The 12218-nt window shown below is 72.5% G+C and carries 12 protein-coding genes; 9 read left to right on the top strand and 3 right to left on the bottom strand.

The features are described 5' to 3' along the window. Nucleotides 1-2 precede the first annotated feature (2 nt). Nucleotides 3-827 (bottom strand): lysozyme inhibitor LprI family protein, encoded by an 825-nt coding sequence (locus AC3ANR_RS18500; protein ID WP_488289572.1) that lies wholly within the window; start codon nt 825-827, stop codon nt 3-5. A 122-nt stretch (nt 828-949) separates the two neighbouring features. Between AC3ANR_RS18500 and AC3ANR_RS18495 the strand changes: the two genes are divergently transcribed. The 4 genes from AC3ANR_RS18495 to AC3ANR_RS18480 all read left to right on the top strand — a co-directional run bounded on the left by AC3ANR_RS18495 (nt 950) and on the right by AC3ANR_RS18480 (nt 3684). Next, nucleotides 950-1768, top strand: a complete 819-nt coding sequence (locus AC3ANR_RS18495) for a hypothetical protein (RefSeq protein WP_488289571.1) — start codon at nt 950-952, stop codon at nt 1766-1768. Continuing rightward, nucleotides 1755-2087 (top strand): hypothetical protein, encoded by a 333-nt coding sequence (locus AC3ANR_RS18490; protein WP_488289570.1) that lies wholly within the window; start codon nt 1755-1757, stop codon nt 2085-2087. The genes AC3ANR_RS18495 and AC3ANR_RS18490 overlap by 14 nt, the downstream gene beginning before the upstream one ends. Before the next feature lie 52 nt (nt 2088-2139). Further along, a complete protein-coding gene (locus AC3ANR_RS18485) occupies nt 2140-2715 on the top strand; it encodes a cytochrome b (RefSeq protein WP_488289569.1) in 576 nt (191 codons plus the stop codon). 177 nt (nt 2716-2892) lie between these two features. Further along, nucleotides 2893-3684, top strand: coding sequence for an outer membrane lipoprotein (locus AC3ANR_RS18480; RefSeq protein WP_488289568.1), 792 nt, complete (start codon nt 2893-2895; stop codon nt 3682-3684). A 78-nt stretch (nt 3685-3762) separates the two neighbouring features. On the opposite strand, the gene AC3ANR_RS18475 is transcribed toward AC3ANR_RS18480, so the two are convergent. Both AC3ANR_RS18475 and AC3ANR_RS18470 read right to left on the bottom strand, forming a co-directional pair. After that, nucleotides 3763-4323: a c-type cytochrome gene (locus tag AC3ANR_RS18475; protein WP_488289567.1), complete on the bottom strand. Its 561-nt coding sequence runs from the start codon at nt 4321-4323 to the stop codon at nt 3763-3765. 185 nt (nt 4324-4508) lie between these two features. Continuing rightward, nucleotides 4509-5555, bottom strand: a complete 1047-nt coding sequence (locus AC3ANR_RS18470; RefSeq protein WP_488289566.1) for an AraC family transcriptional regulator — start codon at nt 5553-5555, stop codon at nt 4509-4511. Nucleotides 5556-5723: 168 nt separating this feature from the next. Between AC3ANR_RS18470 and AC3ANR_RS18465 the strand changes: the two genes are divergently transcribed. The 5 genes from AC3ANR_RS18465 to AC3ANR_RS18445 all read left to right on the top strand — a co-directional run bounded on the left by AC3ANR_RS18465 (nt 5724) and on the right by AC3ANR_RS18445 (nt 12181). After that, the gene (locus tag AC3ANR_RS18465) at nt 5724-7352 is read left to right on the top strand and encodes a carboxyl transferase domain-containing protein (protein WP_488289565.1); all 1629 of its coding nucleotides are present in this window, start codon (nt 5724-5726) and stop codon (nt 7350-7352) included. Between the two features lie 116 nt (nt 7353-7468). Next, nucleotides 7469-8653: an acyl-CoA dehydrogenase family protein gene (locus tag AC3ANR_RS18460; protein WP_488289564.1), complete on the top strand. Its 1185-nt coding sequence runs from the start codon at nt 7469-7471 to the stop codon at nt 8651-8653. Nucleotides 8654-8702: 49 nt separating this feature from the next. Further along, the gene (locus AC3ANR_RS18455) at nt 8703-9491 is read left to right on the top strand and encodes an enoyl-CoA hydratase/isomerase family protein (protein WP_488289563.1); all 789 of its coding nucleotides are present in this window, start codon (nt 8703-8705) and stop codon (nt 9489-9491) included. Nucleotides 9492-9522: 31 nt separating this feature from the next. Further along, nucleotides 9523-10158 carry a DUF4126 domain-containing protein gene (locus AC3ANR_RS18450; protein WP_488289562.1) on the top strand — a complete coding sequence of 212 codons (636 nt, stop codon included), beginning with the start codon at nt 9523-9525 and terminating at the stop codon, nt 10156-10158. Between the two features lie 4 nt (nt 10159-10162). After that, complete coding sequence (locus tag AC3ANR_RS18445) at nt 10163-12181, top strand: acetyl/propionyl/methylcrotonyl-CoA carboxylase subunit alpha (protein WP_488289561.1); 2019 nt, start codon at nt 10163-10165, stop codon at nt 12179-12181. The last annotated feature ends 37 nt before the right edge of the window (nt 12182-12218 follow it).

Below are 12218 nucleotides of genomic sequence, written 5' to 3'. Positions count from 1 at the left end.
GCTCAGCGCGTCGCGCGCCCGGTCGCCTGCTGGCGGCCGTCCAGGCCGGCCTGCAGTTGCGCGCGCCGCTCCGCGTACCAGCGGCGCAGGCAGTCGCGGTCGCCGCCGCATTCGGCCTCGCGCCGCAGCCAGGCCCGGTCGCTCTGGCGCTTGAAGGCGGCGGGGTCCGGCGATGCCGCGCGGGCCTGCGCATACAGGCGGCCCAGGTCGCGATCGAGCTGCGCGAGTTCGGCGTCGCTGCAGATGGCCTTCTCGGTCTTCAGCCGCGCGCGGCTGCAGTCGAAACTGGGCTGGGGCCTGCTGCCGTTGCGCGCCGCCGAGGCGGCGGTCGCGGACGCCGCTTTCGGTGCGACGCTGCCCGCCTGCGGATCGAGCCGGGCGACCGTGGCCGGCGCCGCTGCGGCGGCCGGGCGGCGCGTCGCGTCCGTCGGCGGCGCCTGCGTCAGCGGTTGCGATGGCGCGGTCCCGGCCGGCGGCAACGGCGCCGGCTGCAGCCGGGCAGGACTCTCCGGCACCGGTGCGTCGGGCGCCCCGGCCGGCTGCGGCGCGGCCGGGCCGCCCATCTGCCGCGTCGCGGACGAAGCGCCTTCGGCGAAGTCGCCCGGCCCCTGGTCGGGCCAATGCAGTCCGGACAGCACGATGCCGAAGAACAGCGCGTTCAACGCGATCGCGGGCAGCAGCCCGCGCAGCAGCTCGGAGCTGCGCTTGGGCGGATCGAAACTGAGGTTGGCGAGATAGGGGTCCATGGCGGCACCGAGGGATCGGGACAAGATAGCGGCCCGGCTGGCATGGCAGCGCTCGCGCTGACACTTTGCAGCGGTCGTCACGCGTGGATGCGTGAACGCGCCGACAGCCGCACGCGGCCCCTCCCGACGGCGCGCCCGCGGGCCGGCCGCTAGGCTGAGCTACTCGTATGGGCTCGCGCTTCGTTCTTCCGGTTGGCTCGGCCGTGGCGGCGGCGGCATGGCTGCTGGGCCTGGCCGTGCCCGGGTGCGCGCAGGCACAGGACCGGCCGGCTGCCTCGGCGCTGCCGCCGGTGAGCGTGACGGGCACGGCGCTGCGCGACCCGGTGGAGAAGTCGTACCGCAAGATGGTGAGCGGCATGGACCTGTTCGAGCGCGACCGGCCGGCCATGGCGCCGAACGCGACGCTGCGGTTCAAGCTGCTGCAGCGCAAGCCGGGCGTGAGCCTGGACCGCCTCGAGATGGACGTGCTCAGCCGCAACGTCGAGATCCCGCTGAAGATCGCACCCGACCGGACCTTCGTGCTGCCGCGCGACGCGCGGGCGCTGGCCGAGGACGCGGTGGTCACGCCCAACCGCAAGGCGCTGACCATGACCTGGCGCGCCGACGTGCGCACCCCGGGGCTGCCGCCCGACACGCGGCGCCTGGGCGACCTGCGGCTGGAGTGCCGGGTCGGCATGGAGGCGGCGCTGGTGTCCAACAGCCCTTCGTGGATCGTGTGGCTGTACGACAAGCTCGACACCACCCCGGCCTACTGCGACCGGCGCAACAACGAGTACCTGTTCTTCGCCGACCGGCCGCTGTTCGGCGTCACGCTGGTGGCCGGCGCGCGCCGCGAGCAGCTGCCGGTCGGGCGCCTGTGGGCCGGCGCGTTCGACGATCCGGGGCTGCGCCAGGACCTGCCGTACTGCGACTGCGAGATGCTGGTCGATCGCACCTACTTCCTGCCGCTGGCCGATCCGGGCTGGCCGCACGACACGCTGGTCGTGTTCGACTTCATGGACGAGCCCGATGCGCCGCGCTGAGCTGTTGCTGGCCGCCTCGCTGCTGGCCGGCTGCGCGGGCCTGGCGCCTTCACTGCCCGACAAGCCGATGTTCCGCGACCCGCGCATGCCGCCACAGGCGGCCGCGGGCACGGTCGCCGTCGGCCGCAGCACCAAGGCCGAGGTCGCGGCCGCGCTGGGCGAGCCGGAGGCGCTGCGGTTCGACAACGGCTACGAGGTGTGGGTGTACCGCGCCCGTCCGGTGCGCCCCACGCAGCCCGAACTGGTCGTGCTGTTCGGTCCCGACGGCGTGACCCGCAAGCTGCGCCTGCGTCCCGGCGACAGCGCCGCTTCGCGTTGAGGGCTGGACCGGATCAACTTCCATCGCCGCAGTCGGCGCATCATCCACCCCCATGGCCCCGAACCCCGACGAAGTCTCTCCCACCCGCTACAGCGCGCCCGCGCAGGCGTTCCACTGGATCGTCGCGCTGCTGGTGCTGGCGGCCTTCCTCCTCGGCCCCGAGGGGGCGGAGCGGCGCATCTATGCGCCCGAGAACGACTTCTCACGCTCGCTGCACGAGACCCTGGGCTTCGCCGTGCTGGTGCTGTCGGCGGCGCGCCTGCTGTGGCGCCTGGGCGACCGCCACCCCGACCCGGTGCCGGTGGCCCGCTGGATGGGCCTGGTCGCGACCACCGTGCAGGTGCTGCTGTACGTGCTGCTGTTCCTGGTGCCGCTCACGGCCATCGTCGGCGCCTGGCTCGAGGGGCACCCGATCACCTTGCTGGGCGGGGTGGCGATCGCGCCCTGGGTCGAACCCGACCATGCCTGGGGCCACCAGATCACCGAGCTGCACGGGTTGCTGGGCGACACCATCCTCTGGCTCGCCGGGCTGCATGCCGTCGCCGCGCTGGCGCATCACTTCGTGCTCAAGGACGGCGTCCTGGTGTCCATGCTGCCCCGCTGGCTCGGCCGTTCGTCGCGCCGCTGAGACCGTGCGCCCCTGAGTGAGCACTGGCCAGCGCACGGCACGGCGCCGCGCCGCGTGAAGTAGTTCGCGAAAACCCCCGCAGCGGAAACGCCCGGTCACAACCTTCATCGGGCGGATGTCGCCAGCAAGGGAGCTCGACCGTTATAAACAGCACGACAACAACTGACCAACAGCCACATGTCCACTGTCCTCACGTCCGAAGCCCCGTCCTCCAATCCGTCGTCGCTCAGCGCCATCCCGAAGGCGATCTGGGTCGCGCTCGGCGCGCTGGCCATCGCCACCGCCGGCCTGGCCGGTGCGCTGGTGATGCGCTCGGTGGACCAGCCCGCAGCCACGCCGCCGGTCGCGCAGCAGTCCGCGCTGCCCAAGATCGCGCCGGCCGACGGCACCCCGGTGGCGCAGCTGCAGGCCACGCCGCAGACCAATGCCCAGCCGGCGCCCGCCCCCGCGCAGGCGCAGGTGCACAAGCCCGCGCCGGCGAAGAAGCCGGTGCCCCACCAGGCGCCCGCGCCGCAACAGGTCGCGCAGGGCTCGGCCAGCCAGGGCTGGTCCACGCCGGCTCTGATGCCCACGCAACGCGCGGCCATCTGCGCCTCGTGCGGCACGGTCCAGTCCGTGCAGGCGGTGCAGCAGAAGGGCGAAGGCTCGGGCCTGGGCGTCGCCGGCGGCGCGGTGGCCGGCGGCCTGCTCGGCCACCAGATGGGCGGCGGCAACGGCAAGACGGCGATGACGGTCATCGGCGCCCTGGGCGGCGCGCTGGCCGGCAACGAGGTCGAGAAGCGCGTGCGCGCCACCACCGTGTACGACGTGCAGGTGCGCATGGAGGACGGCAGCGTCCGCACCTTCCGCCAGAGCGAGCCGATCTCCGCCGGCACCCGCGTGCAGGTCGAGGGTAACACGCTGCGCGTGTCCAGCGGCACCAGCATCCAGAACGAGCCGCGCACGCTGCGCACCTCGACGGGCGCCTGACGCTCCGCGGGCGGCGCCGCCGCCCGATGGGGCTTCCTCACGGGCCGGCATCGCGCAAGCGGTGCCGGCCCTTCGCCTTCATTGGGCCTGCGACACCATGTAGTCGACCGCCGACTTCACGTCGGCATCGGGCAGGGCCGTGTTGCCGCCCTTGGGCGGCATCACGCCCTTCTTGCCCTGGAAGCCCTGGATGGCGTGCGTGTACAGGGTGTCCTTGCCTTGCGCGACGCGCGGGCCCCAATCGGCCTTGTCGCCGAGCTTGGGCGCGCCCGCGATCCCGGCGGCATGGCACGCGACGCAGGTCTGCGAGTAGATGGCCTGCCCGCCGCCGCTGGCCGCCGACGCGGTCTGCGTGCCGCCACCGCTGGAGGCGCTGCTGCTGGAGCCGCCCGGCCCGGCGCTGCTGCCGGTCGCGCCGGTCGGTGACGCGGTGCTCGAAGCGGCCCCCGCGGCCGGTGCCTCGGCGGAGGCGGCAGACACCGCAGCGGGCGCGGGAGCCGGTGCAGGAGGCGGCGCGGGAGCCGGTGCGGGGCTGGTGGCCGGCGCGGTGGCTGTCGATGACGGCGTGGCGGTGCCGCCGCTGTCGGTCTTGCTGCACCCCGCGAGTGCGAACAGGACCGCCACGGCCACGGGGAGCATGCGCTGTCTCATGGGAACGTCCTCGTTGGCGAAAGATGCGGCCATCGTGCGCCGGTGCGCGACAGCAGCTTGTAGTCCGCTCCTGATGATTCGCCCCGCGCAGGAGCCTGGTCCGACGCCATGGCCCGGGGCTGGCGCAACAGTGCAGCGCAGGGACCGGGCCGTCCCGTGCAGCGCGCGAGCGCTCAGGCCCCGGCGCGGAATTCCCCCGGCGCCACGCCGACCCACTGGCGGAAGGCCCGCGCGAAGCTCTTCTCGTTGCGAAAGCCCACGGCCGCGGCCACCTGCTTGACCGGCCTGGAGGTGCGCAGCAGCAGGTCGCGGGCGAGGTCCTGCCGCACTTCGTCCTTGAGCTGCTGCAGGCTTGCGCCTTCCTCCTTCAGCTGGCGGTGCAGCGTGCGCGGCGAGACGTGCAGCAGGTGCGCCAGCGCCTCCGCGCTGTGCGCGCGCGCCGGCTGCGCGGCCAGCGCCTGGCGCACCTGCGGCACCAGCAGCCGGTCGCGGCGGTACTGCAGCACCGTCAGCTGCAGGGCGCGCTGGCGCAGCAGCTGGGTCAGGGCCTTCTCGTCGCGGCGCAGCGGCAGCGCGAGGTACTGCGCGTCGAAGTCGATGCGGGCGCCGCCGGCGGCGGGGTCGAACGACAGCGGCCCGCCGGGGAACATGTGGGCGTACGCGTCGGCGTGCGGCGGCGCGGCGTACGGAAAGCTCGCGCCCACGAGCGGGATGCGCGAGTCCACGAACCAGCAGGCGAGGCCGTGCACGTTGCGCAGGATGAAGGCGATCGACAGCTCGCGCACGTCGGCGGGCAGCGGCCGCAGTTCCTGCAGCGCGATGGTCGCCGTGGCGCCGCTCGCCGCCACGCTGAGCCGGATGTCGCCGACCAGCAGGCCGTGGTGGCGGCACCAGCGCTTGAGCGCCACGCCCAGGTCCGGGGCGGTCAGCGAGGCGCGCGCGAGCAGGCCATAGCTGCCCCAGGGCAGCGGGCGCGCGAAGGCGCCCAGGCCCTCGTCGTCCAGCTCCTGCATCGCAGCGGCCGACAGCGCCTCCATCTGGCGCGCCGTCATGCGCCCCCCGGGCTCGCGCAGCTGGGCTGGCGCGATCTGTGCCGCGCGCAGGGCCGCCTCGGGCGACCGGCCGGCCCGCCGGTAGGCGGCCGCGATCGCTCGGGCAAAGGCCATCGGGGTGACGGCGGCAGGCGGGCGGGCGGCGGCGGGGCGGGCAGGCGCGGGCATGCCCGACAGTGTGGCAGGATTTGCAACCTGCCGGGCAGACGCTGCGAAGGGCGCTTGCGTACGCTCGGCGGCATCGCCGCACCCTGGCCCCGCGCCGGGGCCAGCCGGGCTTGCGCCGTTCGATGGCGCGCCGGCGCGGTGCCACAGCGCGCTGAAAGCGACCGACCCATGACCGTTCTCGAAAGCCAACTCAATCCGCGCTCGGCGGAGTTCCAGGCCAACGCCGAAGTGATGCGCGGGCTGGTCGACGACCTGCGCGCGCAGCTTGCCAAGGCCGCGGCCGGCGGCGGCGAGGCCGCCCGCGCCAAGCACACCGCGCGCGGCAAGCTGCTGCCGCGCGACCGGGTGCAGATGCTGCTCGATCCCGGCACGCCGTTCCTCGAGCTGGCGCCGCTGGCCGCGCACGGCATGTACCACGGCGACGCGCCGTCGGCCGGGGTCATCGTCGGCATCGGCCGGGTGAGCGGGCGCGACGTGGTGATCGTGTGCAACGACGCCACCGTCAAGGGCGGCACGTACTACCCGATGACGGTCAAGAAGCACCTGCGCGCGCAGGAAGTGGCGATGCAGAACCGCCTGCCGTGCATCTACCTGGTCGACTCGGGCGGCGCCAACCTGCCCAACCAGGACGACGTGTTCCCCGACCGCGACCACTTCGGCCGCATCTTCTACAACCAGGCCAACATGTCGGCCCAGGGCATCGCGCAGATCGCCGTCGTGATGGGCTCGTGCACGGCCGGCGGCGCCTACGTGCCGGCGATGAGCGACGAGACCATCATCGTCAGGAACCAGGGCACCATCTTCCTGGGCGGCCCGCCGCTGGTGAAGGCCGCCACCGGCGAGGTGGTGAGCGCCGAGGACCTGGGCGGCGGCGACGTGCACACGCGCCTGTCGGGCGTGGCCGACCACCTGGCACAGAACGACCTGCATGCCCTGGCCATCGCGCGCCAGGCCGTCGCCAGCCTCAACCGCGAGAAGGTGCCGCCGGTGGAGTTGCGCGAGCCGCGCCCGCCCAGGTACGACCCGAAGGAGCTGTGGGGCGTGATCCCCACCGAGGTGCGCAAGCCCTACGACGTGCGCGAGGTGATCGCGCGCATCGTGGACGGCAGCGAGTTCCACGAGTTCAAGGCCCGCTGGGGCGGCACGCCCGGCGGCGCCTCCACCACGCTGGTGTGCGGCTTCGCCCACATCGAGGGCATGCCGGTGGGCATCATCGGCAACAACGGCATCCTGTACAGCGAGTCGGCGCAGAAGGGCGCGCACTTCATCGAGCTGTGCTGCCAGCGCAAGGTGCCGCTGGTGTTCCTGCAGAACATCTCCGGCTTCATGGTCGGGCGCAAGTACGAGACCGAGGGCATCGCGCGCCACGGCGCCAAGATGGTGACGGCGGTGGCCACGGCCAGCGTGCCCAAGTTCACGGTCATCATCGGCGGCAGCTTCGGCGCCGGCAACTACGGCATGTGCGGCCGCGCGTACTCACCGCGCTTCCTGTGGATGTGGCCGAACGCGCGCATCTCGGTGATGGGCGGCGAGCAGGCCGCCAGCGTGCTGGCCACCGTCAAGCGCGACGGCATCGAGGCCAGGGGCGGCAGCTGGTCGGCCGACGAGGAGGCCAAGTTCAAGCAGCCGCTGCTGGACCAGTTCGCGCACCAGTCGCACCCCTACTACTCGACCGCCCGGCTGTGGGACGACGGCGTGATCGACCCCGCCGACACGCGCCGCGTGCTGGCGCTGGGCCTGTCGGCCGCGCTCAACGCGCCGATCGGCGAGCCGAAGTTCGGCGTGTTCAGGATGTGATGAAGCAACCCCGTCATTGCGGGCTTGACCCGCAATCCAGTCCGGCGCCTCGAACGGCCCCGTCACTGGATGCCGGGTCAGGCCCGGCATGACAGGGCAACGTCGAGACAAGGACCATGGACTCCACCAGCATCTACGACACCCCCGACCACGAAGCGCTGCGCGACCAGGTGGCGCGCTTCCTTGCCCGCGAGGTGGACGGCAAGGCCGACGCCTGGGAGGAGCAGGGCTTCGTGCCGCGCGAGGTGTTGCGCCGCATGGGCCAGGCCGGCCTGTTCGGCCTGATGTACGAAGGTGCGTACGGCGGCGCCGAGGCCGACGCGCTGACCAACCTCGTGTTCGCCGAGGCGCTGTCGCAGTCCACCTATGCCGGCTTCATCATCACCGTGCTGGTCCACACCGACATGGCCAGCCCGCACCTGCACCATGCGGGCAGCGCGGCGCAGAAGGACAAGTACCTGCGACGCGTGATCGCGGGCGAGCTGATCACCGCGGTGGGCATCACCGAGCCGGGCGCCGGCTCGGACGTGGCGGGCATCCGCACGACGGCGCGCTGGGAAGGGGGCCCCGGATCGGGCCGCGTCGCAGGCGCCGCGTCGTCCGGGGCAGGCTCCTGGGTGCTCAACGGCACCAAGATGTTCATCACCAACGGTGTCCACGCCGACCTGTACTTCATCGCCGCCAAGACCGGGCCGGGCAAGCGCGAGGTCTCGATGTTCATCGTCGAGAAGGGCACGCCGGGTTTCTCGGTCGGCCGGGCGCTGAAGAAGACCGGCTGGCTGTCCAGCGACACCGCCGAGCTGGTGCTGGACAACGTGCGCGTCCCCGCCGCCAACCTGCTGGGCGAGGAGGGCAAGGGCTTCTACTCGGTGATGAAGAACTTCCAGACCGAGCGCATCGCGCTGGCGGCGATGGCCGTGGGCCACTGCCAGCGCGCGCTGCAGCTCACGCTCGACTTCGTGCGCCAGCGGCAGGCATTCGGCGGCCCGCTGTGGAACCAGCAGGTGATCCGCCAGCGGCTGTCGATGCTGGATGCGAAGACGCGGGCGGCGCGGCAGTTCATGTACCACTGCGCCTGGCGCGTGACGCAGGGGCACGACATCGTGCAGGACGTCTCGATGCTCAAGGCCCTGACGGGCGAGCTCGTCAACGAGGTGGTGCAGACCTGCCAGCAGTTCCACGGCGGCATGGGCTACATGCGCGAGACGGCGATCGAGCGCCTGTGGCGCGACGCCCGCATCCTGGCCATCGGCGGCGGCGCCACCGAGGTGATGCTGGAAGAGGTCGCCAAGCGCTACTGAGGCGGCCCATGAACAATGGCATGAACCATCCACCGAAGCCGGAGACCCCATGAACCACCTGTTGCTCGACACCAAGGGCGCCGTCACGACGGTCACGCTCAACCGGCCCGACGTGCGCAATGCCTTCAACGACGAGGTCATCACCGAGCTCACGGCCGTGTTCCTCGAGCTGGGCAAGCGGCCCGAGGTGCGCTGCGTCGTGCTGGCCGCCAACGGCCCGGCCTTCTGCGCCGGCGCCGACCTGAACTGGATGAAGCGCATGGCCGGCTACACGCGCGAGCAGAACCTGGAGGACGCCGGCGGCCTGGCGCGCATGCTGGAGGTGATCTACACCTGCCCCAAGCCGACCATCGCGCGCGTGCAGGGCGACGTGTACGCCGGCGGCACCGGCCTGGTGGCCGCCTGCGACATCGCGGTGGCCGTGGACAGCGCGACGTTCTGCCTGAGCGAGACGCGGCTGGGCCTGATCCCGGCCACCATCAGCCCGTACGTGATCCGCGCCATGGGCGCGCGGGCGGCGCACCGCTGGTTCCTGACCGCCGAGCGTTTCTCCGCCGCCGAGGCGCACCGCATCGGCTTCGTGCACGAGGTGATGCCGGGCGAGGACCAGCTCGATGCCAAGGTGCACGAGATCGCGCTCGCCCTGGTCGGCGCCGGCCCCGAGGCCGTCAAGGCCAGCAAGCGCCTGGTGCACGAGGTCGCCGAGCGCGAGATCACGCCCGGGCTCGTTCGCCGCACCGTCGAAGGCATCGCCGACATCCGAGCCAGCGACGAGGGCCGCGAAGGGATCCAGTCGTTCCTCGAGAAGCGCAAGCCGAACTGGCTGCTGCCGCGATGACGGCCCGCCACGACGGCAGGGGCCACTGACCATGGACAACATTCCCGCACTGATGGAGCCCCCGCAGCTGCTGGCGCTGGCGGCCGCGCTCGGCTGGGCCAGTGGTTTTCGCCTCTACGCGGCCGTGTTCCTCACCGGCCTGGCGGGGTTCATGGGCTGGATCGAGCTGCCGCACGGGCTGCAGGTGCTGCAGCACCCGGGCGTGCTGGCCGCCAGCGGCTTCATGCTGTTCGTCGAGTTCTTCGCCGACAAGATCCCGTACGTCGATTCGGTCTGGGACGCGGTGCACACGGTCATCCGCATCCCGGCCGGCGCCGCGCTGGCTGCCGGCGCGCTGGGTGCCGACAACGCGGCCATGGGCTGGATCGCGGCCCTGGTCGGCGGCAGCCTGGCCGCCACCAGCCATGCGACCAAGATGACCACGCGCGCGGCGGTGAACACCTCGCCCGAGCCGTTCAGCAACTGGTTCGTGTCGCTGTTCGAGGACGGGCTGGTCGTCTTCCTGCTGTGGCTGTCGGCCACGCATCCGGCCATCTTCACCGTCGTGCTGCTGGTGAGCATCGTGCTCGCGGTGGTGCTGCTGGTGGTGCTGGTCAAGTTCCTGCGCGTCGTGGCGCGCGGGCTGCGCGACTTTTTTGCGGGGCGCCGCCTGCCCCGGGAGATCTGAGCCGATGTTCAAGAAGATCCTGATCGCCAACCGCGGCGAGATCGCCTGCCGCGTGGCGGCCACCGCCCGGCGGATGGCCGTGCGCACCGTGGCCGTGTATTCCGATGCCGACGCGCACGCGCGCCACGTGGCCGCCTGCGACGAGGCCGTGCACATCGGCGGCAGCGCGCCCAGGGACAGCTACCTGCGCTGGGACCGCATCATCCAGGCCGCGCGCGACACCGGCGCGCAGGCGATCCACCCCGGCTACGGCTTCCTGAGCGAGAACGAGGAGTTTGCGCAGGCCTGCGCCGACGCCGGCCTGGTCTTCATCGGCCCGCCCGCCTCGGCCATCCAGGCCATGGGGCTGAAGGCCGAGTCCAAGCGGCTGATGGAGCAGGCCGGCGTGCCGCTGGTGCCGGGCTACCACGGCGCCGCGCAGGACGCCGCGCTGCTGCGCCGCGAGGCCGACCGCATCGGCTATCCGGTGCTGATCAAGGCCAGCGCCGGCGGCGGCGGCAAGGGCATGCGGGCGGTCGAGAGGGCGCAGGACTTCGACGCCGCGCTCGCGTCCTGCCAGCGCGAGGCGAAGAACAGCTTCGGCGACGACGCGGTGCTGATCGAAAAGTACGTGCAGCGGCCGCGCCACATCGAGATCCAGGTGTTCGGCGACACGCACGGCAACTACGTCTGGCTGTTCGAGCGCGACTGCTCGGTGCAGCGGCGCCACCAGAAGGTGCTGGAGGAGGCGCCCGCGCCCGGCATGACGCCCGAGCTGCGCCGACGCATGGGCGAGGCGGCGGTGGCCGCTGCGCGGGCCGTGCAGTACGTCGGCGCCGGCACGGTGGAATTCATCGTCGAGCAACGGGCCAACGGCGCCATGGAGTTCTTCTTCATGGAGATGAACACGCGGCTGCAGGTGGAACACCCCGTCACCGAGGCCATCACCGGCGTCGACCTGGTCGAGTGGCAGCTGCGCGTGGCGGCCGGCGAGCCGCTGCCGCTGAAGCAGGACGAACTGAAGATCCACGGCCACGCGATCGAGGCGCGCATCTGCGCCGAGAACCCGGACAACAACTTCCTGCCCGCGACCGGCCGGCTGGACGTGGCGCGCTGGCCCGAGCACGTGGCTTTCGCCCGCAATACCGATGCCGAGCCGTTCCACGAACCGGCGCCGGTGCGCATCGACTCGGGCGTGGGCGAAGGCGACGCGATCTCGCCCTTCTACGACTCGATGATCGCCAAGCTGATCGTCCATGGCGCCACGCGCGAGCAGGCGCTGGCCCGCCTGGACGAGGCGCTGGCGCGCACGCGCATCGTGGGCCTGGCGACCAACGTGCAGTTCCTGCGCCACGTGGTGCGCACGCGCTCGTTCGCCGAGGCCGACCTGGACACGGCACTGATCCAGCGCGAGGCCGACGTGCTGTTCCGCCAGGAGCCGGTCGGCCTGCCGCTGGCCGCCGCGGCCGCGGTCGCCAGCACCCTGCTGGCCGAGCGGCGCGAGGAGGGCGCCGACCCGTTCAGCCGCCGCGACGGCTGGCGGGCGCACGGCACCGCCACGCGCCGCTTCGCCTTCGAGTTCGGCGAGGCCACCGAGCAGGCGGAGCTGGCCTACCTGCACGACGGCGCGCTGCATCTGAAGGTCGGGCAGGCCAGCGGCCCGCTGGTGTTCGAGCCGCGCGGCGAGGCCATCGAGCTGCAGTTCGCGGGCGTGCGCACGCTGGCGCACGTGTACGCCTCGGGCGAGACCGACCATGTGTTCACGCCGCAGGGCGCGACGCGCATCGTCTCGGTGGATCTGCTCGCCCATGCGGGCGAGGGCGATGCCGAGGGCGGCCGGCTGACCGCGCCGATGCCGGGCAAGGTGGTGTCGTTCGCGGTCAAGGCGGGCGACGCGGTGAAGAAGGGCCAGGCGCTGGCGGTGATGGAGGCCATGAAGATGGAGCACACCATCGCCGCCCCGGCCGACGGCACGGTGGCCGAGGTGCTGTACGGGCCGGGCGACCAGGTGGCCGAAGGGGCGGAGCTGCTCAAGCTCGCCTGAACCTGCCTGTCGCCGGCGCGGGCCCGGCCCGCACGAC

It is taken from the genome of Ramlibacter sp. JJN2-2R (assembly GCF_057747835.1).
The sequence above is the reverse complement of the archived record's forward strand: the minus strand, read 5'-3'. Positions and strand labels throughout refer to the sequence as shown.